The organism is Sphingomonas sp. R647 (genome assembly GCF_020177055.1).
In the GTDB taxonomy this organism is placed as follows: Bacteria; Pseudomonadota; Alphaproteobacteria; order Sphingomonadales; family Sphingomonadaceae; genus Sphingomonas.
The window spans coordinates 275302-298247 of record NZ_JAIQXT010000006.1 but is presented as its reverse complement, the minus strand read 5'-3'; the positions used below and the strand labels follow the sequence as shown (position 1 = coordinate 298247).

Annotated in this window: 18 protein-coding genes and 1 pseudogene; 10 read left to right on the top strand and 9 right to left on the bottom strand. The window is 65.8% G+C overall.

Annotated features, from left to right (window positions below; genetic code table 11):
- The first annotated feature begins 164 nt into the window (after positions 1-164).
- The 5 genes and pseudogenes from K9B35_RS16860 to K9B35_RS16840 all read left to right on the top strand — a co-directional run bounded on the left by K9B35_RS16860 (position 165) and on the right by K9B35_RS16840 (position 7471).
- Positions 165-3422, top strand: coding sequence for a TonB-dependent receptor (locus K9B35_RS16860; protein WP_224923146.1), 3258 nt, complete (start codon positions 165-167; stop codon positions 3420-3422).
- Positions 3422-4735, top strand: a complete 1314-nt coding sequence (locus K9B35_RS16855; protein WP_224923145.1) for a polysaccharide lyase family 1 protein — start codon at positions 3422-3424, stop codon at positions 4733-4735. Before K9B35_RS16860 ends, K9B35_RS16855 begins: the two co-directional genes overlap by 1 nt.
- A 55-nt stretch (positions 4736-4790) precedes the next feature.
- Positions 4791-5504: pseudogene (locus tag K9B35_RS16850) on the top strand (ThuA domain-containing protein); the annotation flags it as partial.
- Between the two features lie 33 nt (positions 5505-5537).
- Complete coding sequence (locus K9B35_RS16845; RefSeq protein ID WP_224923226.1) at positions 5538-5891, top strand: cupin domain-containing protein; 354 nt, start codon at positions 5538-5540, stop codon at positions 5889-5891.
- Positions 5888-7471: a pectate lyase gene (locus K9B35_RS16840; protein WP_224923144.1), complete on the top strand. Its 1584-nt coding sequence runs from the start codon at positions 5888-5890 to the stop codon at positions 7469-7471. Before K9B35_RS16845 ends, K9B35_RS16840 begins: the two co-directional genes overlap by 4 nt.
- Here K9B35_RS16840 and K9B35_RS16835 read toward each other — a convergent pair.
- Entirely contained in the window at positions 7468-8628 is a 1161-nt protein-coding gene (locus tag K9B35_RS16835) for a cytochrome P450 (RefSeq protein WP_224923143.1), read from the bottom strand. The genes K9B35_RS16840 and K9B35_RS16835 overlap by 4 nt on opposite strands.
- 25 nt (positions 8629-8653) lie before the next feature.
- Here K9B35_RS16835 and K9B35_RS16830 point away from each other — a divergent pair, with 25 nt between their 5' ends.
- A complete protein-coding gene (locus K9B35_RS16830; RefSeq protein WP_224923142.1) occupies positions 8654-9238 on the top strand; it encodes a TetR/AcrR family transcriptional regulator in 585 nt (194 codons plus the stop codon).
- Here the strand turns inward: K9B35_RS16830 and K9B35_RS16825 are convergent.
- The 8 genes from K9B35_RS16825 to K9B35_RS16790 form a co-directional block, all read right to left on the bottom strand.
- On the bottom strand, positions 9223-10767 hold the full coding sequence (locus K9B35_RS16825; protein ID WP_224923141.1) for a carboxylesterase/lipase family protein: 1545 nt from the start codon (positions 10765-10767) through the stop codon (positions 9223-9225). The two genes, K9B35_RS16830 and K9B35_RS16825, sit on opposite strands and share 16 nt — an antisense overlap.
- Complete coding sequence (locus K9B35_RS16820) at positions 10767-11777, bottom strand: sugar kinase (protein ID WP_224923140.1); 1011 nt, start codon at positions 11775-11777, stop codon at positions 10767-10769. The genes K9B35_RS16825 and K9B35_RS16820 overlap by 1 nt, the downstream gene beginning before the upstream one ends.
- 24 nt (positions 11778-11801) lie before the next feature.
- Entirely contained in the window at positions 11802-12554 is a 753-nt protein-coding gene (kduD, locus tag K9B35_RS16815) for a 2-dehydro-3-deoxy-D-gluconate 5-dehydrogenase KduD (RefSeq protein ID WP_224923139.1), read from the bottom strand.
- Positions 12555-12575: 21 nt separating this feature from the next.
- Positions 12576-13418, bottom strand: coding sequence for a 5-dehydro-4-deoxy-D-glucuronate isomerase (gene kduI / locus K9B35_RS16810; protein ID WP_224923138.1), 843 nt, complete (start codon positions 13416-13418; stop codon positions 12576-12578).
- Between the two features lie 34 nt (positions 13419-13452).
- Positions 13453-14106, bottom strand: coding sequence for an RpiB/LacA/LacB family sugar-phosphate isomerase (locus K9B35_RS16805; RefSeq protein WP_224923137.1), 654 nt, complete (start codon positions 14104-14106; stop codon positions 13453-13455).
- Between the two features lie 145 nt (positions 14107-14251).
- Positions 14252-15691 (bottom strand): glucuronate isomerase, encoded by a 1440-nt coding sequence (uxaC, locus tag K9B35_RS16800; RefSeq protein WP_224923136.1) that lies wholly within the window; start codon positions 15689-15691, stop codon positions 14252-14254.
- A gap of 172 nt (positions 15692-15863) precedes the next feature.
- Positions 15864-16532, bottom strand: coding sequence for a hypothetical protein (locus K9B35_RS16795; protein ID WP_224923135.1), 669 nt, complete (start codon positions 16530-16532; stop codon positions 15864-15866).
- A 37-nt stretch (positions 16533-16569) separates the two neighbouring features.
- The gene (locus K9B35_RS16790) at positions 16570-17589 is read right to left on the bottom strand and encodes a LacI family DNA-binding transcriptional regulator (protein WP_224923134.1); all 1020 of its coding nucleotides are present in this window, start codon (positions 17587-17589) and stop codon (positions 16570-16572) included.
- A gap of 241 nt (positions 17590-17830) precedes the next feature.
- Here K9B35_RS16790 and K9B35_RS16785 point away from each other — a divergent pair, with 241 nt between their 5' ends.
- The 4 genes from K9B35_RS16785 (at position 17831) to K9B35_RS16770 (ending at position 22934) form a co-directional block, all read left to right on the top strand.
- Entirely contained in the window at positions 17831-18622 is a 792-nt protein-coding gene (locus K9B35_RS16785) for a 2-keto-4-pentenoate hydratase (protein ID WP_224923133.1), read from the top strand.
- A gap of 11 nt (positions 18623-18633) precedes the next feature.
- Complete coding sequence (locus tag K9B35_RS16780; RefSeq protein ID WP_224923132.1) at positions 18634-19941, top strand: MFS transporter; 1308 nt, start codon at positions 18634-18636, stop codon at positions 19939-19941.
- A 236-nt stretch (positions 19942-20177) separates the two neighbouring features.
- Entirely contained in the window at positions 20178-20630 is a 453-nt protein-coding gene (locus K9B35_RS16775) for a MarR family winged helix-turn-helix transcriptional regulator (protein ID WP_224923131.1), read from the top strand.
- A gap of 207 nt (positions 20631-20837) precedes the next feature.
- Positions 20838-22934 (top strand): malate synthase G, encoded by a 2097-nt coding sequence (locus K9B35_RS16770; RefSeq protein WP_224923130.1) that lies wholly within the window; start codon positions 20838-20840, stop codon positions 22932-22934.
- The last annotated feature ends 12 nt before the right edge of the window (positions 22935-22946 follow it).

Genomic DNA, 22946 nt, shown 5'->3' with positions numbered 1-22946 from the left:
GGGCCGATATTGCGAGCAGGAGTGGCGCACAAATGTGCACCATTTCAGTGCGCAAGGTCGTTACGCATCGCGATTGACGATTGAAAAACCCAAAACTGCCTGATACCGGTGTCATTCGACGGACAGGCAACATGTCCGCGATGTGACATCAGAGAGGGGATCCCATGGCCGTTCGTCATCTTCATATCGTGCGTCGCTCGAGCTCCGGGCTGGCGCTTGCGCTGGCACTTGCTGCGGCGGGCCCGGCCTGGGCTGCGCAGACCGATGGTGCGGCTGCAGAAGGTCAGTCGGATGCCGAGAGCGAAGAGGTGGTGGTCACCGGTTTCCGCGCCAGTCTCGCCAATGCGCTGAGCGACAAGCGCAAGGCCGACCAGATCGTCGATTCGATCACAGCCGAAGACATTGCCGACTTCCCCGATGCCAATATCGCCGAATCGATCCAGCGCCTTCCCGGCATCTCGATCGATCGCGACAATGGCGAGGGGCGCTCGATCACCGTGCGCGGGCTCGGTGGCGATTTCCAGAGCGTGTTCCTGAACGGCGCGGATGCGCAGAACATCTCGGGCGGCAACCAGTCGGACGCGGGCGCCAATCGCTCACGCGGGTTCGACTTCAACACCTTTGCCTCGGAGCTGTTCAGCGGGGTCAAGATCACCAAGTCGGTGACGGCTGCGAACGAGGAAGGCTCGCTCGGCGCGATCATCGATCTGATTACCGGCCGTCCGTTGGCCTATAAGGGCGACCGCATCGCGATCGGCGCGGAAGCCGAGTATCGCGAGAATGGCGACAGCTGGAACCCGCGGCTGACCGCGCTTTTCTCGAAAAAGCTGGCGGATAACTTCGGCATTCTCGGCACCGTCGCCTTTCAGGACCAGCGCCAGCAGATCGATTCCTATCGCCGCAATCCCGGCCAGTTCGAATTCGCCTATCGCAACTCGCAGCATGCCGGCGTGTCCCCGAACGTATTCGGCTTTGCGCGCCCGACCGGCACTGGCACCGGCGCGACCTTTGGTTCGGACCCCGCCGCCTATGCGCTGGTGACGCCGGAGACGATCATTCCCGCGCTGCCCTCGATCGGGCGGCAGGATCTGGAATATGACCGGCTGGGCGTGACGTTTACCGCGCAGTGGCAACCGACGTCGCGCACCGAGGTGATCGGCGACTTTGTCTATTCGCGCTATCGTCAGGATTCGAATTCGCAGGGCATCACCACGATCGGCCTCAACCGCAACGGCACCAATACCCGTGCCGCGCAGAATACGTTGCGTGCGCTCAACACCGCCAACGGCCTTGCGGACCGGCGTGCGCTCTACGCCCGCTGTGACGCCAACGCTTCGCTCGATTGCGGTCAGTCGTTGTACGGCAACACGCTGGTTGCCGGAACGCGTGCGAGCTACAATCCAAACAATCTCGACCCGTTCGACTATTACAATTCGACGGTGTCGCGGGGCTACATTCCGAACGCCAACAGTATCGCCTTTTACGATGAACTGATCGGTCGCCCCTCGACCCAGATTCGCGCGGCACATGTCAATGCGGCCGGCCAGGCGGACTATCTGGTGCTCGACAATGTCGACTGGCGCAGCTTTGCCGACGCGCAGATCGGCCAGACCGACTTCAAGCAGGCGACGCTGAACGTGAACCATGAGTTCAGCGACAATTTTCGCGTCGCGGTGACCGGCGGCTGGTCAAAATCCGAGTTCCGCGCCGAAGGGATGCTGGTCGAATTCAACGCGATCGACCGCGACGGTTATGTCTTCGATGAGCGCGGCGGCGGCAACATGCCGGTGTTCAATCCCGGCTTCAACGTCGCCGATCCGACCCAGTGGACGCTGGTCAAGGGGCTGTCGACGATCCGCTATTTCACTAACGAGGTGAACAACGAATTCCGCGTCGGCCGCGCCAATTTCGAGCTGGACCTGTCCGAACAATTCACACTGCAGTTCGGCGGTACCTACAAGACGTTCAACTTCGACAGCCTGGGCGGACGGCGCAATTCGGGGATCGAGGCGATCAACCCGACGCTGGTCGAAGCAGGGCTGCAGATCACCGATCTGGGCCAGACGGTTGGCTTTGGCCAGGGGCTGAACGTGCCGGCTGGAACGCCGACAAGCTTCTATGCGCCCAATCTCGACGCGTTCCGCCGCTATTTTTCAATCGACTGCAACTGCATCAATCAGTGGGGCGACTATCGCGCGCAGACCGATGGGCGCGAACGCAATGCGGTGACCGAGCGCGACATGGCGGGGTTTGTCCAGATGGACTTTGACCTCGACGTCATGGACCGCCGTCTGCGCGGCAATGTCGGCGTGCGCGTCGCAAACACCCGCGTCGACGGCACGGGCTCGGTCGGCGGTGCCGCCAACGGCGCGCTTGGCACGATCGTGACCGCGCGCAACGAATATACCGACGTGCTCCCTGCGGGTAACCTGACCTATGAAGTCAGCGACAATTTTCAGATCCGTTTCGCAGCAGCCAAGACGATGTCGCGGCCCCAGCTTGCGGCGCTGACCCCGGGAACCACGTCGTTCCCGACCGGCCTCAACGCCGGGGGTGCGGCGCCGTCGATCACCGTCGGCAACCCGTATCTCAGCCCGTTCCGATCGACCAATCTCGACCTCAGCTTCGAACACTACTGGGGCACCAACGGTTTTGTCGGCCTCGCGCTGTTCCAGAAGGACATCGGCTCCTTCCCGCAACAGGTCGCGGGCGAATTCGCGCTGCAGGACGTGTATGAGCAGGCGCTGATCGACCAGATCCTGGCGAGCGTGACCAGCCCGACGCTGGCGCAATATATCACCGATGGCGGCGTGTTCGCGGTGCGCCAGTTCAACGACGCGCCGGGTGGCAAGATTCAGGGGCTGGAGCTCAACGTCCAGTCGAACTTCTTCTTCCTGCCGGGCTTCCTTCAGCGGTTCGGCGTGACGGCCAACTACACCTACATCAAGTCCGAGCTGAACTACCTGACCGGAACCGCGCTTTCGACGACGCAGGGGCAGACCGGATCGACCGCAGTCAACGACTTCGCGACTGCGCCCTTCCTCAACACCTCGCCGCATTCGTTCAACGCGACGCTGTATTACGAGCATGGCCCGCTCAAGGCGCGCGTGTCGGGGGCGTATCGCAAGGAATATGTGAACCGCTTCCCGCTGTCGTCGGGCACGTGCGCGGTCGGGACCACCACCAATGGCGGCGGGGTGTGTAACTCGCCGGTCGTCGCGGACTTCGGGTATAACGAGGATACGTTCAACCTCGACTTCTCGATGTCGTACGCGGTCACCAAGGAGATCCGCTTCTCGCTGGAAGGGCGCAACCTGACCAATACCGCGCAATATCGCACGATGTATGAGGCGAACCCGGTGTCGAGCAGCTATGCCAGCACGGGCCGGATCGTGACGTTCGGCGTGCGCGCGGCGTTCTGATGCTGAGTGCGCTGCTCCTGATGTCCGCCGCAGCGGGGGCGGGGACTTCGCTCCCCGCCTTCCCCGGCGCGGAAGGGGCGGGGGCGCTGGCGCAGGGCGGGCGCGGCGGCAAGGTGCTGACCGTCACCACGCTGGCCGATAGCGGGCCGGGCAGCCTGCGTGCGGCGGTCGAGGCCAAGGGGCCGCGGATCATCGTGTTCGCGGTCTCCGGCACGATCCAGTTGACCAAGCCGCTGACGGTGCGCGAGGGGCGGGTGACGATCGCGGGGCAGAGCGCGCCGGGCGGCGGCATCACGCTGCGCGACCATCCGCTGGTGGTGCAGGCCGATGATGTGGTGATCCGCTTCATCCGGTCGCGGCTGGGCGATGAATCGAAGACCGAGGCGGACGCGATCTGGATCCGTGCGGGGCGGCGGATCATCCTCGACCATGTCTCGGCGAGCTGGTCGGTGGACGAGACGCTGTCGGTATCGGGCAATTATGCCGAGCCGGGCGAGGGCTGGTACGATGTCACCGTGCAATGGTCGATCATCGCGGATTCGCTGACCAAATCGCTGCACGCGAAGGGCGAGCATGGCTATGGCAGCCTGGTGCGCGGCGGGCGCGGGGCGCGGGCGAGTTTCCACCATAATTTGTGGGCCAACCACAGCGCGCGGATGCCGCGACCGGGCAATTACGCCCCGGCGGCGAGCGATCCCGAGGGCGCATTCTTCGATTTCCGCTGCAACCTGTTCTACAATTGGGGCGGCGGGCGGTCTGGCTACAATGCCGACAAGGATAGCCTGTCGCGGTATAATTTCGTGGGCAACGCCTATGTCCGCGGGCCGCAATCGACCAAGGCCATCGCGTTTCATGAAGGCAATCCGGTCGCGAAATCCTTCTTCGCCGACAATGCGATGGACGGGATGGTCCCGGCCGAACCGTGGTCGCTGGTGAGCGGCATCACCGACCCAGCGCAGAAGCTGTCGGCTCCAGTTGAGATGCCCAAGGTTGGCTGCGCCGGTTCGGCGGGCGTCGAGGCGACGGTACTGGCGCGCGCGGGTGCTTCGCGCAGCCGCGACAGCGTCGATGCTGCGGTGATCGAGGGCGTCCGCACCCGCACCGGGAAGCAGATCGATCGCCAGAGCGACGTCGGCGGCTGGCCAGTGCTGCGAAGCGGCACCGCGCCACAGGACAGCGATGGTGACGGCATGCCCGATGCGTGGGAACGCAAACGCGGGCTGGACCCGAAGCGCGACGATTCCGCGGGCGATCGCGATGGCAACGGCTATAGCGATGTCGAGGATTATCTGAACGAGCTGGCCGGGGGCTGAAGCTTCGCGCGCCGCAGTGTGGCGGCCAGCGGGTGTGCGTTTGAAGGAGTGGGACATGCGGGCGATCCTGACGCTGCTGGCGGCGATCCTGCTCGGCGGTGCGTCGCTGCCTCCGCGACCGCCGGAAGTCCTGCTGTTCAGCCACACGACCGGCTGGCGGCATGACTCGATCGAGCCCGCGGTTGCGGCGCTGACCAAGGCCGCAAAGGCCAAGGGCTATCATGTCGTGGCAAGCGAAGACCCGGCGCTGTTCGATGATGCGACGCAGGTGAAGGGCTTCGCGGCGATCGTGCTGCTGTCGACCACGACCAGGTCGAACGACCCGGCAAGCGAGTGGTTCACCGGCGCGCGGCGTGACGCTCTGATCGCCTATGTGCGCGGCGGCGGCGGGATCGTCGGGGTGCATGGCGCGGCAGATTCGCATTACCATTGGGACTGGTATGGGCGGATGATGGGTGCGCGCTTTGCCCGGCATCCGGCGGGGACGCCCAAGGGCGTCGTGACCCGCGCGCCGCTCGATCATCCCGCGATCCGCGCCTTTCCGGATACCGCCGAACTTGTGGACGAGTGGTACTGGTTCGACGATCTCGATCCGCGTTTGCGCCCGTTGCTGACGCTCGATCCGGCGTCGATCGGGGAGAAGGGCGTCAATCCGCGCGCGATCGCCTGGGCGCATCGCTTCGAGGGCGGGCAGGTCTTCTACACCGGGCTTGGTCACACCAAAGACTCGTGGAGCGATCCGCGCGTGGTCGATCACGTCTTGGGTGGGATCGACTGGGCGGCGAAGCGCGGCGCGCGGCCGATGGTGGTGATCGACGAGGCGGCCAAGCGCGTCGAGGAGCCGCCGCCGCATGGCCGCATCGGCATGAGCACCGCATGGCGCATCACCGACGGCGTGCCCGGCCGGATGATGGAGTATCGCAAGCGCGCGCTGCACAAGGGCGCGGCGATCGGCGTGCATCCGATCGACCATGACGAGGTCTATGCGGTCGTCTCCGGCGAGGGCGAGGTCAGCTCCGACGGCACGACCGCGCGGCTGAAGCCGGGCATGACCGCCTATCTCTACACCGGCGCGCAGGTCGGCATTCGCCAGATCGGCGAGGCACCTTTGGTGCTGATCGTCTCTTATCCGCTTGAAGGAGTACCGCGTAAATGATTGCCCGCCGCCAGCTGCTCGCCGCATCCGCCGCACTGATGCTGACCCCTGCCATGGCGCGCGCGCAGGCGCCGGCGAGCGCCGAAATCGCAGCAACGATGAAGCGCGCGACGCAGTTCATGGTCGAAAAGCTCGCCTATCGTGGCGGCTATCTCTGGTCGTACCTGCCCGACCGCTCGCGCGTCTGGGGGGAGCTGGAAGCGTACAAGACGATGGTGTGGGTGCAGCCGCCTGGCACCGCGACGATGGGGCATCTGTACCTCGACGCCTATCATGCGACCGGCGACGAATACTATTATCAGGCGGCGGCGAAGGCGGCACAGGCGCTGATCGACGGCCAGCTGCCGACCGGCGGCTGGGGCTATTTCATCGACTTTGGCGGGCCGGCCTCGACCAAGCGCTGGTACGAGACGATCGGCAAGAATGCGTGGCGGATGGAGGAATTCCAGCACCATTGGGGCAACGCGACGTTCGACGATCAGGGGACCGGCGAGGCGATCCGCTTCCTGATCCGCCTCTATGTCGAAAAGCGCGAGGCGCGGTTCAAGCGCGGGCTCGACAAGGCGATCAACTTCATCTTCGCCAGCCAGCTCGACAATGGCGGATGGCCGCAGCGCTGGCCGCACGTGCGCAACGGCGGGCTGCACGGCAAACCCGATTACACCGGGCTGATCACGTTCAACGACGGGGTCATCCACGACAATATCGATGTCCTGCTGAGCTATCACCAGGCAATCGGCGATCCGCGTGTGCTGCCGGCGATCGAGCGGGCGATGGACATTTACCTCAAGACCCAGCAGCCCGCGCCACAAGCGGGTTGGGGCCTGCAGCACCGCGCGGATTTTTCGCCTGCCGGTGCGCGGACCTATGAGCCCGAGGCGCTGGTCACGCACACCACCGCGTCGAACATCGAAGACCTGATGGAATTCTACCGCCTCACCGGGAACGCCAAGTATCTGGCGCCGATTCCGGCGGCGCTCGACTGGCTCAACAGCGTCCGGCTGCCCGAGGAATTGCGCGTGGGGAACCGGCATTTCCCGACCTTTGTCGAGATCGGCACCAACAAGCCGCTATGGGTGCATCGCCGGGGATCGAATGTGGTCAACGGCGAATATTATGCCGATCACGATCCCGCGAACACGATCGGCCACTACAATCCGCGCCGGTCGGTCGATGTGACGAAGCTGCGGCGGGAGTATGAAAAGCTGCGCGCAATCCCCGGCGGGCCGGTGTCGAAGGACTCGCCGCTGCTGAAGGGGCGCCAGCCGCTGTCGCCCTATTGGGTCGCGGCGGTCGAGCCGGGGTCGGACATGAACGTCGCGGGCGGCAAGAGCGCGGCGGAGTTGGTCGCTTCGCTCAACGATGAGGGTTGGTGGCCGACCCAGCTCAAGGCGATCAGCCACCCCTATCGCGGCCCCGGATCGAAGGAAGTGGTACCCGGCGATTTCCGATCGACCAATGTCGGCGACAGCAGCGACACGTCGCCGTTCGATGTGAAGGACGGGCCGATCGGGATTTCGACCGGCACCTATATCGATCACATGGTCACGCTGATCGGGGCGCTGCGCAGCGCCTCTTAGGTTGCGTCGACGACAAGCCGGCAGCCGCGCAGCTCGTACCCCGCGACCAGCGGGTTCCAGCCGACATCGGGCGCGCGCTCCAGCCGCAGTCCGGGAATGCGCAGCAGCCGGTCGAGGAACACGGCGGATTCGTGCAGTGCCACGCCCGCGCCGGGGCAGCGATGCTCGCCGTCACCAAAGGCGAGTCCCGGGCCGGTGACGCGCGGCGCGCGCTCCCGCTCCGGGTCGAGCGCGTGCGGGCACACGCCCACCGCAGCGGCGTCGCCATTGGCCGCGCGGATATCGAGCGCGACCGTCCCGCCCTCGATATGGCGATATAGCGTGCCGACCACCGGTTCGAGCCGCAGGATTTCCTCGAGGATCACGATCTGCCCATCGGCATCGGCCGCGAGGAACTGGGCGCGCAACTCGGGCCGTTCGAGCAAATGCCAGCCGGCCATGGTGATGAACTCACGCGTCGTCACCATCCCCGCCGCACCATAGGTGAAACATTCGGTGAGGATGTCGAGCGGGGTATAGCCTTCGCACAGCAGATGCGAGATCACGTCCTCGCGCGGGCTGGCGCGGCGGGCGGTGATCGCGGGTTTCACGTCCTTGGCGTAGAAGCGGCGCATCCGCCACTGGCCGAGCAGGAAGCTCATGATTTCGGCGAACTTGCCGCCGCCGGTCTGGAAGGCGGTACTGAAGAATGCGTCGAGGCGGCGGCTCATGCCCGCAATGTCGCTCTCCGTCAGCCCAACGATCTCCGCCGCGACCGTCACCGCCATTTCGAGCGACAGCCGGTCGAGATCGGCGCTGCCGTCGCGGACGAGACGGGCGAGCAGCGCGTCGCTGGTCCGCTCCATCAGGTCGCGATAGCGCGTCTCGACCACGCGCGGGGTGAAGAAGCGCGCGGTGCCGCTGCGCTGGCGGCGATGCGCCTCGCCATGCAGATACAGGATCGGCGGGCGGGCCCGGCCGCGATAGCGCAGGATCACCTCCGCCTTGAACCCCGCCTGGCGCGCATCGGTGTCACGCAGCACGGCGCGGACCGCATCGAAGCTGGTGAGTTCGGGTGCGGCGAGCAGGCCGCCCTGCGCCGCGCTTGCAGACTTGCGGTCGTCGCGCGCATGGTCGATCGGGCATCGGGCCGATGCGGGTTGCAGCTGGGCGGACATGACGAACTCCGATATATGATACACTATGGATCATAAGATAGCGAAGCGCGGCGCAGTTTCAAGCGATGCGCGCGTGGTCCGATCGCGGGCGGCGCTCCGTGCGGCGCTGGTCGATCTGGTCGGCGAGCGGCCCTTTGCGGAGATCAGCGTCGCGGCGGTGACCGAGCGCGCGGGGGTCGGCTATGCAACCTTCTTTCGCCATTATCCCGATCTGGCTGCGGTGCTGGCCGAAGTCGCCGATGGGTTGATCGCAGAGCTGCTGGAGTTGCTGGTGCCGCTGCTGCGCGCCCGTGACGGTCTGGCGGTGATGCGGGCGCTGACCGCCGAAGTGGCGGCGCGGCGGCAGCTCGCCCATGCGTTGCTGACTGGAGCGGGGGATTCGATGCGGCAGACGATCACGCGGCGCGCGATCGATCAGGCGATGGCCGCGCCGACGCAGACGCCGGGCGGGCTGCCGCGCGAGCTGGCGGTGACGCATCTGGTCGGCGCGACGCTGACGATCCTGACCTGGTGGCTCGACCGCGCGCCGGAGACGGCGGCGGACGATGTGGCGGCGATGCTCGACCGGCTGGTGCTCGCGCCGGTGCTGGCCGATCAGGTTCCGGGCTGAATATAGGGGATGCGGGCGAACAGCTCGCGCTGCCATTTGCGCGGGTCGCTCTCGACGCGGCTGGTGGCGTCGAAGATCATTGTCTGGCGTTCGGGCAGGGTGTGCCTGGGCCAGTCGGGCACGCCTGCGCCATTGGGATTGCCGGTGGCGGCGAGGTTGACGAAGGCGCGCTGCATCGCTGCCGAGACCGCCTGCGCGCCCGGGCCGGTGCCGGAGACTGTGCCCTCTGCGCCGATCGTGCCGAACACCATCGGAATGTCGTGGGTGTGCGCCGCGCCGCGTTCGGGTGCGACCGGGGATTGGAAATCGAGCTGATAGACCCAGGCGGGGACGCCGGCTCTGGCGCGCTCCTCCGCCTCGATCACCTGCCCGCGCCAGCTGCGTCCGGCGGTGGTGGCGGCGTAGAAAATGTCCTGCGCGGTCCAGTCAGGGAACTGGCGGCGATATTCGGCGACGACCCATTCGGGGTGGGCGCCGATGCGCAATTGCGGGGTGATGCGTTCGGCGAGGTTCGACCAGTCGAGCGTGCGGACCGCCTCGCCCTTCGGGTCGATGAAGGCGCGGGTCTCATCGCGGGTATTGCCGAGGATCATCGGGATGCCGTTGCTTAAGGGATTGGCGTCGGGCCAGAAGGGGTGGCGGTCCAGCCACTTCATGTCGAGCACCGGGCCCATATAGACGCCGCCGCCCAGGATCGGGTCTTCGGCGGACAGCCCCTCGATCAGCCGCTGGACCGGCATGTCGATCAGGTCGCCGAGGGTGGCGTTGAGTTTGGCGAGCAGCGCCTTGGCGCGGGCGGTGGCGTTGAGCGGGCCGCTGGCGGTGACCTGTTGGCCGCTCATCGTCGCGGCGCTGTGGAACAGGCCCTTGGCGGCGGGCATCCCCATCAGCGTCGCGATCTTCGCGCCGCCGCCGGACTGGCCGAACACCATCACGCGATTGGGGTCGCCGCCAAAGCCGATGATATTGTCGCGCACCCATCGCAGCGTGAGGATCAGGTCGAGCTGTCCCAGATTGCCGCTGTCGGGGAAGCGCGGGGCGAGCCGGGCGAGGTAGAGATAGCCGAGCGCGTTGAGCCGGTGGTTGACCGTGACGACGACGACATCGCCCTGTTCCGCCAGCTTTTGGCCGAACACCTGTGGCTCGATCACCGTGCCGTTGGAGTAAGCGCCCCCGTGGAAATAGACCATCACCGGGCGGCGCGCGTTCGGGTTGGCGTGCGGCGTCCAGACGTTGAGGAACAGGCAGTCCTCGGCCTGATTGGGCAGATTGCTGCGCTGGGGGCAGTTCACCGCGAACTCGGTCGCGCGGATCGTCTCGCGCATGCGGGCGGGCGCGGTCGCCGCGCGGAAGCGGGTGCGGCTGGTGTCGCTACCGTAGCGGATGCCGAGGAACGCGTGGGTCGCGCCGTCGGCCTTGCCCTGCCATCGGCCGGTGGTGCCGGTGGCGACCGGATCGCCCTTGGCGAACGCGGCGGAGGGGAGGGCGGACAGCGCCGCTCCCGCCCCCAGCAGCGTCCGCCGATCCATCACCGGCGCACGTCCAGGCCGCCTTCGAGGAACGCATCGATGTCGCGCTGCCCGAACAGCGAGGCGTCGCCGGGGAGCGAGTGTTTGAGGCAGGTCAGCGCGAGGCCCGAGGCGACGGTTGCCTCCAGATCCTGTCCCGACAATACGCCGTGGAGGATGCCCGCGGCAAAGGCGTCACCGCCGCCGATGCGGTCGACGATGCCTGCAACCACGACCTCGTCGGTCTGATAGCCGCGTTCGCGCGTATCGACGCGGGCGGCGATGCGGTGGCTGTCGGCGTCATCGACATGGCGCGCGGTCGAGGCGATGCGCTGAAGGTTGGGGAAGGCGGCGAAGGCGGCCTCGGCGGCCTCACGGCGGCGATCGGCGCCGTCGCCCGAGAAGGTCTTGCCAAGCAGCAGCGACACGTCGCGATGGTTGCCGAACATCGTGTCGGCGAGGCCGACCAGCTCGGTCAGGATCGCGCGCGGATCGCTGTCCCATGCTTCCCACAGCCGGGCGCGGTAATTGCCATCAAAGCTGACCGCGACGCCCAGCTCCTTGGCGGCGCGCGCGGCGGCAAGCGCGGCCTGCGCGGTCGCGTGGCCGAGCGCGGGGGTGATGCCCGACAGGTGCAGCATCGCCGCGCCGTCGAGGATCGCGGCCCAGTCGAACGCATCGGCGGGCGCGGTGGCGAAGCTCGATGCGGCGCGGTCATAGACGATGTCCGATGCGCGGAGGCCAGCGCCGACCGACAGGAAGTACAGCCCCATGCGCCCGTCGCGCAGCTGGACATGGCGCGTATCGACGCCCTGTCCGCGCACGAAGCGGATCGCGGCCTGACCGAGCGGATTGTCGGGCACCGCGCTGACCATCGCAACGTCATGGCCGAGATTGGCGAGGCCGATCCCGACATTGGCCTCCGCACCGCCGACATGCACGTCGAGGCTGCCGGTCTGCATCAGCAGCTCGCGCCCCGGAGCGGTCAGGCGGAGCAGCAATTCCCCGAAACAGACGATACGGCCGGCCATGATGTCTCCTCAGCTAAACCGGCGTCAGCGCGCCAGCCAGCCGCCGTCTACCGCGAGGATGTGGCCCTGCACATAGTCCGATGCGCGCGACGCGAGGAAAACCGCCGCGCCGCCCAGATCCGCCGGATCGCCCCAGCGACCGGCGGGGATGCGCTCCATGATCTGGCGGTTGCGCGTCTCGTCCTTTTGCAGCGCATCGGTGTTGTTGGTGGCGATGTAGCCGGGCGCGATCGCGTTGACGGTGATGCCCTTGCCCGCCCATTCGTTCGCCAGCAGCTTGGTCAGCCCGCCGACGCCGCTCTTCGACGCGGTATAGCTTGGCACGCGGATGCCGCCCTGGAAGGTCAGCATCGAGGCAATGTTGATGATCTTGCCGCCGCCATTGGGGATCATGTGGCGCGCCGCCGCCTGGCACAGGAAGAACACCGACTTCAAATTGGTGTCCATCACCGCGTCCCAGTCTTCCTCGGTGAAGTCGACGCTGTCGTTACGGCGGATGATGCCGGCATTGTTGACGAGGATGTGCAGCCCGCCGAGCTTTTCCACAGTTTCGTCCACAATTCGGCCCACAGGCTCGATCGTCGAGAGGTCGGCGCTGATGATCTCTGCCTTGCGGCCAAGCGCGCGGACCTTTTCGACGGTTTCGGTGGCGGCGGAGCGGCCTACTGCGGCAATGTCTGCGCCCGCCTGTGCCAGCGCGAGGGCGATGCCCTGGCCGATGCCGGTGTTCGCACCAGTGACGACCGCGACGCGGCCGGTGAGATCGAAGGGATTCATGGGTAACCTCGTCCTTGGGCGTTACGCCAGCTGGCAGATGTCCAGCACATTCATGTCGGTATAGTCCTGATTCTCGCCCGCCATCGCCCAGATGAAGGCGTAGGATTTGGTCCCCGCGCCCATATGGATCGACCAGGGCGGGCTGATCACCGCTTCTTCATTCTGCATCACGATATGGCGGGTCGCCTCGCCCTCACCCATGAAGTGCATCACGCGGTCGGTGTCGGCATTGTCGAGCTCGAAGTAGAAATAGATCTCGCTGCGGCGCTCATGGATGTGCGGGGGCATGGTGTTCCACACGCTGCCTTCCTTGAGCACGGTCAGGCCCATCACCAGCTGCGCGCTATCGCACACGCCGGGGATCACCAGCTGATAGATCGAGCGTTCGTTCGATTCGGCGAGGCTGCCGCGATCAAGCCGGTTGGCGTCGGCAATGCCCAGCTGACGCGTCGCGAATGCCTGATGCGCGGGGCAGGAGACGAGGTAGAAGCGTGCTCCTGCGCCCGCGAATTGCACGTCCGCCGCGCCCATTGTTACGTACAGGCAATCCTTGTTGTCCAGCGTGAACGTCTCGCCATCGACGGTGACGACACCTTCGACAGCGCCGACATTGACGATCCCCAGCTCGCGCCGCTCAAGGAACGGATGCCCTGCCGCCGATGGCGGTTCGGTCTGGTCGGGCAGCTTGACCGCGCCCGACCCGACCAGCACCCCGCCGATCACCATGCGATCGGCATGGGTATAGTTGAGCACGCATTCGCCTTCACGGAACAGGTCCGTGATCAGGTAGCGGTCGCGAAGCTCGTCGTTCGACACGCACTCCATCATGTCGGGATGCGTGGCATAATAAGTGCGGTCGAACATGGCCTCTCCGTTCAGGGTGCTGATGCGGTCGCGATCAGGCGAGCGCGGGCTGCGCGGTCACGCTCTTGAGGTAGGCGCTGATCGCGTCGTCCTGCGAGTTGGCGTAGAACAGCTCGGCGAACTTCTCGCCCGCGATCGCGGCGCGCAGCAGGTCCTGATCGACGCTCTTGAGCACGGTCAGCATGTCGTGACAGGTCGTCGCCTTGAGGTCCGCGAGGATGCCGCGGTTCTTGCGCATGATCTCGGCACGCTCCTTGGGGTAGCCAAGGCCACGCTCGCCGTCGAACAGCTTGCGGTACACGTCCTGCAGGTTGAGCTCGGCGGCCCAGCCAAAGCCCTTGGCATAGGGCATCGAGATCGCGTTGCCGTCGTTGATCTGGGCGAACAGGAAGGCGTCGGTCGGGTCGATCACCAGGCCACAGAATACGCCGGGCATGGCGTTGCAGGCGAGCATCGAACCCATGCCGGTGCCGCAACCGGTAACGACGAAATCCGCCGCCTTGGAATTGAGCAGGATGCCGGCGAGCAGGCCGTTCATGACATAGGTCAGCGAGGCGCTGTCCTCGGCCGAATACATGCCATAGTTGAACACCTGATGGCCCAGCGGCTCGGCCACGGCGGTCAGCGCGTCGTGGATGACGCCGTTCTTGGCAGCCTGGCTGTTCTCGGTAATCAGCGCGATCTTCATGATCTCAAATCCTCTCGTAATCGGGGGTGGCGGGGTAGCGGCGCGATTCCGGCCACGTTGCGCGTCCCCATAAAGCATGATGGCAATGCGTTCCAGGTAACCGGTGTCAGGTCTCGATGCAAGGTGGGCGGTGCGAAGCGGTGGGTCATGCGGCCCCGGCGACCGGCGGCGATGGGTCCAGCCCATAGGCTTTGCGCACCAGCGTCGAGGTGAGGTCGTGTGCCAGTTCCGCCGCTTCCCAATCCTGCATCCGCCCCTCCGCGACCAGCCGCGCGAGGAAGGCGCAATCGACGCGGCGCGCGACATCGTGCCGCGCGGGGATCGACAGGAAAGCGCGGGTGTCGTCGTTGAAGCCGACGGTGTTGTAAAAGCCGGCGGTCTCGGTCGTCATCTCGCGGAACCGGCGCATCCCCTCGGGCGAATCATGGAACCACCAGGCCGGGCCGAGCTTGAGCGCCGGATAATGGCCGGCGAGCGGCGCGAGTTCGCGGGCATAGGTCGATTCGTCGAGCGTGAAGAGGATGATCGTCAGGTCGCGCGCGTTGCCCACCACATCCAACATCGGCTTGAGCGCGTGGACATAGTCGGTGCGCATCGGGATGTCGGCGCCCTTGTCGCGGCCATGGCTGTGGAACAGCTGGGCATTGTGGTTGCGGCACGATCCGGGATGGATCTGCATGGTCATGCCGTCCGCGACGCTCATCTTCGCCATTTCGGTGAGCATCTGCGCGCGGAACAGTTCGGCATCGGCGGCGTCCCACGCGCCGCCGACGATCCGGGCGAACAGCGCTTCGCACTCGGTGGTCGACAGGTTCGCGGTCTGCGCGGTGGCGAAGCCATGGTCGGTCGCCGTGGCTCCAGCGGCGCGGAAGTCCGCCCGCCGCTTGCGGTGCGCGGCGAGATAGCCCGACCAGCTGTGCACATCCTCACCGGTCAGGTCGGCAAAGGCGGTCATCGCGCTTGCGAACGCCTCATGCTCAACATCGATCACCGAATCCGGGCGATAGGTCGTGACGACGCGGCCCTGCCAGCCCGATTGCCGGATCGCGGCATGGTGGTGGAGCGGGTCGTCAGCGCCCTCGGTCGTCGCGAGAAAGTCGATCCGGAACCGGTCGAACAGCGCGCGCGGACGAAACGCAGGCGTCGCGAGCGCATAGGTGATCGTGTCGTAATAATGGTCGGCGGTTTCGGCGCTCAGCAGCCGGTCGATCCCGAACACCTCGGCAAAGACATGGTCGAGCCATATGCGCGACGGCGTGCCGCGGAACAGGTGATAGTTGCCGGCGAACACCCGCCATGCGCTGCGCGGATCGGTGGCGGGCACACCATCCTTGCGCGGGACCCGCAGCACATCGAGGTCGACGCCCTGCGAATAGAGCATGCGGAAGATGTAGTGATCGGGCGCGAGCAGCAGCTCGGTCGCATTCTCCCACGCCGCATCGGTCGCGAACCAGGCCGGGTCGGTATGGCCGTGCGGGCTGACGATCGGCAGATCGGCGATGCCAGCATAGAGCGCACGCGCGATCCCGCGCATGCCGGGATCGGCGGGAAACAGCCGGTCTGGATCAAGTGCCAACGGGTGCACAGGCTTCCTCTCACTTATCGTCCGAGCCGGTAACCGGTGTCAGATTGTCGTTCAACCTCAACCTAGGTCTTAGTGCCGGCCTGACTCCATTCCAATGGCGGCGCGACCGAGGCGCGGTGGTGATCGGCGCGTTCGCCACCTCTGGTTGCCGCCGCATCCGCGCCGGCCAGTGTCAGAGTCGCGGCGAACGTTTGAGTTTATCGGTAGCGACCTTGATCATGTTTTCACGGAATGCCTTTTGAATTGAAATTGCCGAGGCAGGGAGTTCCGCGTCGCTCTTTGCGGGGAAGTCGATCGCCTTTGTTGCAGTGGTATCGAGCAGCTTGGCCTTCAACACGCCCCTCGAGTCATACTCCCGATACCAGACAAATGTCCGCAGGCGCGTGCCGATCGCCTGTTTGAAATATTGCTGGGAAATAATTGCCAGCTCCGCGTAGCAGTCACCCGTCTGTGGCGCGATACGTTCCGAGCTTTTGAGCCGTTCAAATGTCCAGACGGGTTGGCTGGCTGGCGGTTCGAAGATCACTGCATACCCGGGCAGCGCCAGCCGCTTGCTCAGGTCGAGTTCAGTGATGATCCTTTGCTGCTCGGCAGCACTCAATTGCGTCTCCAGCTGCCGCTTGACGCCTTCAGGCGAGCGAAGCCGCATCGCTTCATGAAGCAGGGCGCCGACCAGCCCGCCTTGGTTGGGATCGCCAAGGTTCTCCGTCACGGCGAACATCTCTGTCGTCCAAACATGGAGCTTGCATTGCGCGTTAGCGCCGTCGGCCGAGGACGAAGGTGTATAGACGGAGGTGCACAGAATGATGGAGGCCAAGCCGAGCCTGATCGCGCGTATCATACGAAACTCTCCTGAACTGGCGAGCGGGCGACCAAGCTCACTCCCCCGGCGGCGCGACCGAGGCGCGGCGGATCAGGGTCGAGACGAACAGCGACTCGGCGCTTTCCTCATCCTCGCCATCGCCGATCAGTTTCAGGCCGGCGGCGCGCGCCATTGTCGCGATCGGCCAGCGGACGGTGGTCAGCGGCGGCCAGAGATAGGAGGCGATGGTGGTATCGTCGAAACCGACGATCGACAGGTCGCGTGGCACGTCCAACCCGCGCTGGCGCGCGGTGTGCAGCACGCCCGCCGCCATCGCGTCGTTGGAGCAGAACACCGCGGTCGGGCGCGGCGACAGGTCGAGCAGCCGCTCGGCCGCGCGCATCCCCGATTCGAACGTATAATCACCCTGCGCGATCAGCGTCCGTTGCACCGGAATGTCGGCATCGTCGAGTGCGGCCTCATAGCCCTGACTGCGTTCGAATGCCGAGCGGAAGCCGTGCGGGCCGAGGACCAGGCCGATGCGGCGATGCCCCATCTCGACCAGATGCCCGACTGCGCCGCGCACGACCTCGCGATCGTTCGACGCGACCATATGTTCGGGGTCGTCGAACGATGCCGAACCCATGCGGACATAGCGGGTGCCGATCTCGCTGCAGAGATCGGCGATCGAATCATTCTCGCAGATCGGCGGCAGCAGCATCACGCCATAGGGGCGCTGGCGCTCGAGGAAGCGGCGGATATCGTCGAGCATCGTCGGCGATCCGCGGTCGACCGGATGGACGATCAGTTCGAACTCGGTATCGCGCAGCACCTCCAGCAACCCCTGCTGCACGTTGAGCACCATGTGCGGGTTGGGGTTGTCGTGGATCAGCCCGATCAGGAAGTTGCGACGCAGCGCCAGCGCGCGCGCCTGAGGGTTGGGGACATAGCCGATTTCGGCGATGACCTTCTCGACCCGCTCGCGCGTCTCCTCGTTGAGCAGGGTGGAGCGGTTGATGACGCGGCTGACGGTTTTCTTTGAAACCCCGGCGAGCCGCGCGACATCGTTGATCGTCGCCTGAGCGCTTTTCTTCATCGCGTGTGCATAGCGCGCAACCGGCTCGCCGCCAATCGGTGCGCTCCGGGATGGGTGACACCGGTTTCGGAAGCGGCGCGGCGACGCGCCGGGGCCGGGCCGCGGCGATGGTTGATCGGGCGACGTTGCAACACGCTGCTTTCGCAGGCTATCGGGCAAATTTATGATCCGGGTAACCGATGTCTTGCCATTGACACCGGTTTCCATTAGCGATGCGGCCAAGAATAGAAGCGAGGGGTGGATGAGCGACCTGAACGTCATTGCGGAGGCTTTTGTCGCCGCGCGCCGCGATGCACGCGGCCTCCCCGAATATCCCGGCACCGTGCCCGCCACGCTCGCCGACGCCTATGCGATCCAGGACCGCGCGCTCGCGCTGACCGGTGGCGAGGTCGCCGGGTGGAAGGTCGGCCGGATCAATCCGCCGCTCGACGGGCAGCTGGGCACAAACCGGCTCGCCGGGCCGATCTTCACGGGCTTCGTGCAGCACGGTGACCCGGCACCCGCGATGCCGATTTTCGGCGAAGGCTTTGGCGCGGCGGAGGCGGAGTTTCTGCTGCGCATCGGCACCGCGCCCGATCCTGCCAAGACCAGCTACACGCTGGACGAGGCCGCCGACCTGATCGACGCGGTCCATGTCGGACTTGAAATCGCCAGCTCTCCCTTTCCGGGCATCAACGCGCATGGGCCGCTCGTCACGATTTCGGACTTCGGCAATAATCACGGGCTGGTGGTTGGCGACGCCATCCCCGACTGGCGCAATTCGGGCTTTCTCGACTGGCCGGTGACGCTGAGCATCGACGGGGTCGAGATCGGCGCGGCGGCTGCACGCACGATGCTCGACGGACCGGTCGGCGCGGCGCGCTTCCTGTTCGAAACGCTGGCGGCGCGCGGTATCGCGTTGCGGCCGGGGCAGTGGATTTCGTCGGGCGCCGTCACCGGCGTCCATGAGGTATCGCCAAACGCGCAGGTTACTGCCACGTTCGGAACCATGCGGGTGAGCTGCACGATCGAGGCCGCCAGACCCGCCGCTTAGGGAGAGTATGGATGAACGCGACGCAGGCCGAAACCGGCGGCGAATCACCCCGCGCGGGGCCGGTGCCCCGCACCGGGCGCTATCGATGGATGATCATCGCGATCCTCTTCTTCGCGACCACCGTCAACTATATCGACCGCACCATGCTGGGCCTGCTTGCCCCCGATCTGGGCAAGGAGCTGGGCTGGAACGAGAATGACTATGGCAACATCGTCACCGCGTTTCAGGCGGCCTACGCGCTCGGCTTTCTCTTCATGGGCTGGATGGTCGACCGGTTCGGGCCGAAGATCGGCTATGCCATCGCGATCGGCGTGTGGACCGTCGGCCATGTGATGCACGGCTTTGCCAGCACCGTCGCCTCGTTCATGGCGGCGCGCGTTGTGCTGGGCGTGGGTGAGGCGGGGCATTTCCCGGCGGTCGTCCGCGCAAGCAGCGAGTGGTTCCCGCAAAAGGAACGCGCTTATGCGATCGGCTGGGTCAACTCCGCGACCACGATCGGTGTGATCCTGACCGCGCCGACCTTGTGGGTCTTCATGACCTGGCTCGGTCTCGATTGGCGCGAGACGTTTATCTATTCGGGCCTGTTCGGCGTCGTGCTGCTGGTGCTGTGGCTCAAATTCTACAGCAACCCCCGCGAAACCGGCAAGGTCAGCGAGGGCGAGCTCGCCTGGATCGAGCATGATCCGCCCGAGCAGATCCAGAAGATCGGCTGGAGCCGCGTCGTGCGGCTGCGCGAGGCCTGGGCGTTCGCGGTGGCCAAGTTCCTGACCGACCCGGTCTGGTTCCTGATGCTGTTCTGGCTGCCCAAATATTTCGCCAGCACGTACAATGTCGACCTCAAGGTCGTGCTGCTGCCGATGATCGTCATGTATCTGCTGTCGGATGTCGGCAGCATCGCGGGCGGGTGGCTGTCGTCGAACCTGATCCATAAGGGCTGGACCCCGAACGCCGCGCGCAAGGTGACGATGATCATCGCGGGCTGCTGTGTCCTCCCGCTGCTGTTCGTGACGCAGCTTGAGAATATGTGGCTGGCGGTCGCGCTGATCGGGCTGGCGCTTGCCGGGCATCAGGCATTCTCGACCAACCTGCTGTCGCTGCCGCCGGACATGTTCCCGAAGCGCGCAGTGGGATCGGTGATCGGGCTTGGCGGCTTTTGCGGCGGTGTCGGTGGCATGATCATGGCCAAGTCGACCGGCCTCGTGCTCGATGCCACTGATGGCAATTACACGCTGATCTTCGCGGCCTGCACCGTGGTCTATTTCCTCGCAGTCGGGGCGATCCACCTGCTGTCGCCGCGCCTGACGCGGGTTTCAGTCTAGGCCTCATCTTAGCCCCTCCCGCTTGCGGGAGGGGTTGGGGAGGGTCTTCTTCTTTTTTGGTTCTGCGATGCGCCGTCGCTGGGAAGAACAAGAAAACCCTCACCCAACCCTCTCCCGCAAGCGGGAGAGGGCTAAGAAGAGCTTGAGGCGACATTTCCTGTCCCCCTCCGCCCCCTTTTGCGCAATGAAGCATTGCTAACATTGCATCGCCTGACTGATCGCGCCATCACTGTCCTATGACTGCAACACTCAAGCTCGACGCCTTTCTGCCCTATCGGCTCTCGGTCGCATCGAACCGCGTGTCGGGGACGATTGCGGGCGCGTATCAGGCGCGGTTCGGGCTGCGCATCCCCGAATGGCGGCTGCTGACGGTGCTCGCCGAGTTCGGCTCGATGAGCCAGCAGGCGCTGTGCGGCCGCACCCAGATGGACAAGGTGACGGTCAGCCGCGCGGCGATTTCGCTGCATGAGCGCGGGCTGGTAACGCGCACCCCCAATCCCGACGACCAGCGCTCGCATCTGCTCGACCTCAGCGCGGAGGGCTGGGCGCTCTACCGCCAGATCGCGCCCCAGGCGCTCGAGTTCGAACGTCGCATCTTCGCCAGCCTCAACGACGAGGAGCAGGCGCAACTGCGCAAGATGCTCGAACGCGTCGAGGCGGCGGCAGCCGCGATCTCGCCGGGATTCTAGACTCGTTTTCAGCTTCGCTGAAGCGGCACCGGCCCGCTCCCCCACCGGGCCACCCATAGAATACACTGGCGTTGGGTGGCCGGGTGGGGGAGCGGGCCGGTGCCGTCTAATTGAAAGCGATTCTAGGCGCTTGATCCGGCCCCCTGTTCTCGCCTAATCGAGCCATCCCTCCCCAGGGCAGTCGATGTTGCTAGCCAGGAGGATTCCATGACCGCCACCCAGATTCGCGCCGGCCTGTCCGTCGCCGAGCCGCTCGTCCGGTTCGTCGAGGAGCGGGTGTTGCCGCCGCTGGGGATCGCGGCGGACGATTGGTGGGCGGGTGCGGCGGAGATTTTCGCGCGCTTTACCCCGCGCAACGGCGACCTGCTGGCACGGCGCGAGGACCTTCAGGCACAGATCGATGCATGGTGCGCGGCGGACCCGCTGCGCGCAGCCGATCCGGCGGCGCAGGAGACGTTCCTGCGCGCGATCGGCTATCTGGTGCCGGAGCCGGGCGACTTTACCATCGGCACGCGCGACGTGGATGCGGAGATCGCGACGCTGGCGGGGCCGCAACTCGTCGTCCCCGCGCTCAATGCCCGCTTCGTGCTCAACGCCGCCAATGCCCGGTGGGGGAGCCTGTACGATGCGCTGTACGGCACCGATGCGCTGCCCGGTTTGGCGAAGGCCGGTGGCTATGACGCGGAACGCGGGTCGCAGGTGATCGCGGCGGCGAAGGCGTTCCTTGACGAAGCGGTGCCGTTGACCGGGATGCGCTGGGCTGATTTTTCAGGTGGCGACCTGCCGCTCGCCGATCCGGGCCAGTTCGTCGGGACGCGCGGCGAGTCGATGCTGTTCGCCCATCACGGCCTGCACATCGAGGTGCTGGTCGACCGCAGCCACCCGATCGGCGCGAGTGATCCGGCGGGGATCGCCGATGTGCTGCTCGAAAGCGCGCTCACCGCGATCGTCGATCTGGAGGATTCGATCGCGGCGGTGGATGCCGATGACAAGGTTGCGGCCTATGCCAACTGGCTGGGCCTGATGCGCGGCGACCTGACCGAGACGTTCGACAAGGGTGGCAAGACGCTGACCCGCGAACTCGCCGCTGACCGCGTCTATCAGCGGCCGAACCAGAGCGACCTGACGCTACCCGGCCGCAGCCTCTTGTTCGTGCGCAATGTCGGCCACCTGATGACCAACCCCGCGATCCACATCGATGGCGCGGAGGCACCCGAGGGTATCCTCGACGCGATTGTCACCAGCACGATCGCACTGCACGACCTCAAGGGGCTGGGCCGCGCGCGCAACAGCCGCACCGGCAGCATCTATATCGTCAAACCCAAGATGCACGGGCCAGACGAATGCGCCTTCACCAACGACCTGTTCGACACGGTCGAGGATCTGCTGAGCGTCGCCCGCCACACGATCAAGGTCGGCGTGATGGACGAGGAGCGGCGCACCAGCGCCAACCTCGCCGCGTGCATCCATGCGGTGCAGGGCCGCATCGCCTTCATCAACACCGGCTTCCTCGACCGCACCGGGGACGAGATCCACACGTCGATGCGCGCCGGGCCGATGATCCCCAAGGCGGAGATGAAGGCCTGTCGCTGGATCAAGGCGTATGAGGACCGCAATGTCCGCGTCGGCCTCAAGCACGGGCTGTCGGGCCGGGCGCAGATCGGCAAGGGCATGTGGGCCGCGCCCGACCGCATGGCCGACATGATGGACCAGAAGATCGTCCATCCGCTGAGCGGCGCGAACACCGCCTGGGTGCCATCGCCCACCGCCGCGACGCTGCACGCGATGCACTATCACAAGGTCGATGTCTTCGCGCGTCAGCGGGAGATTGTGGGCGAGGCGATCCCGCCGCTGGCCCCGCTGCTGACGATCCCGGTGGCACAGGGGCGGAACTGGACGGAGGAAGAGGTCGCGCGCGAGCTGGACAATAACGCGCAGGGCATTCTTGGCTATGTCGTGCGCTGGATCGATCAGGGCGTGGGATGCTCCAAAGTGCCCGACATTCACGATATCGGCCTGATGGAGGACCGCGCGACGCTGCGCATTTCCTCGCAGCATATCGCCAACTGGTTGCTCCATGGCGTCGCCACGGCGGCGGATGTGGACGCGGCGTTCGCGCGGATGGCGGCGAAGGTCGATGCGCAGAATGCGGGCGATCCGCTTTATCGCCCGATGGTCGGCGATCCCGACAGTCTCGCATTGCAGGCGGCACGGGCTTTGGTGTTCGACGGCGTCTCCCAGCCGAGTGGCTATACCGAGCCGCTGCTGCATGCATTTCGCGCGAAGGCGAAAGCACGCGGCTAAGCCATTGAACCT

Bases quoted from the DNA above. Each gene is read 5' to 3' on its own strand.
- K9B35_RS16860 (WP_224923146.1), top strand. From the start codon at position 165: ATGGCCGTTCGTCATCTTCATATCGTGCGTCGCTCGAGCTCCGGGCTG.
- K9B35_RS16855 (WP_224923145.1), top strand. From the start codon at position 3,422: ATGCTGAGTGCGCTGCTCCTGATGTCCGCCGCAGCGGGGGCGGGGACT.
- K9B35_RS16845 (WP_224923226.1), top strand. From the start codon at position 5,538: ATGGTGGTGATCGACGAGGCGGCCAAGCGCGTCGAGGAGCCGCCGCCG.
- K9B35_RS16840 (WP_224923144.1), top strand. From the start codon at position 5,888: ATGATTGCCCGCCGCCAGCTGCTCGCCGCATCCGCCGCACTGATGCTG.
- K9B35_RS16835 (WP_224923143.1), bottom strand. From the start codon at position 8,628: ATGTCCGCCCAGCTGCAACCCGCATCGGCCCGATGCCCGATCGACCAT.
- K9B35_RS16830 (WP_224923142.1), top strand. From the start codon at position 8,654: ATGGATCATAAGATAGCGAAGCGCGGCGCAGTTTCAAGCGATGCGCGC.
- K9B35_RS16825 (WP_224923141.1), bottom strand. From the start codon at position 10,767: ATGGATCGGCGGACGCTGCTGGGGGCGGGAGCGGCGCTGTCCGCCCTC.
- K9B35_RS16820 (WP_224923140.1), bottom strand. From the start codon at position 11,777: ATGGCCGGCCGTATCGTCTGTTTCGGGGAATTGCTGCTCCGCCTGACC.
- kduD (WP_224923139.1), bottom strand. From the start codon at position 12,554: ATGAATCCCTTCGATCTCACCGGCCGCGTCGCGGTCGTCACTGGTGCG.
- kduI (WP_224923138.1), bottom strand. From the start codon at position 13,418: ATGTTCGACCGCACTTATTATGCCACGCATCCCGACATGATGGAGTGC.
- K9B35_RS16805 (WP_224923137.1), bottom strand. From the start codon at position 14,106: ATGAAGATCGCGCTGATTACCGAGAACAGCCAGGCTGCCAAGAACGGC.
- K9B35_RS16795 (WP_224923135.1), bottom strand. From the start codon at position 16,532: ATGATACGCGCGATCAGGCTCGGCTTGGCCTCCATCATTCTGTGCACC.
- K9B35_RS16790 (WP_224923134.1), bottom strand. From the start codon at position 17,589: ATGAAGAAAAGCGCTCAGGCGACGATCAACGATGTCGCGCGGCTCGCC.
- K9B35_RS16785 (WP_224923133.1), top strand. From the start codon at position 17,831: ATGAGCGACCTGAACGTCATTGCGGAGGCTTTTGTCGCCGCGCGCCGC.
- K9B35_RS16780 (WP_224923132.1), top strand. From the start codon at position 18,634: ATGAACGCGACGCAGGCCGAAACCGGCGGCGAATCACCCCGCGCGGGG.
- K9B35_RS16775 (WP_224923131.1), top strand. From the start codon at position 20,178: ATGACTGCAACACTCAAGCTCGACGCCTTTCTGCCCTATCGGCTCTCG.
- K9B35_RS16770 (WP_224923130.1), top strand. From the start codon at position 20,838: ATGACCGCCACCCAGATTCGCGCCGGCCTGTCCGTCGCCGAGCCGCTC.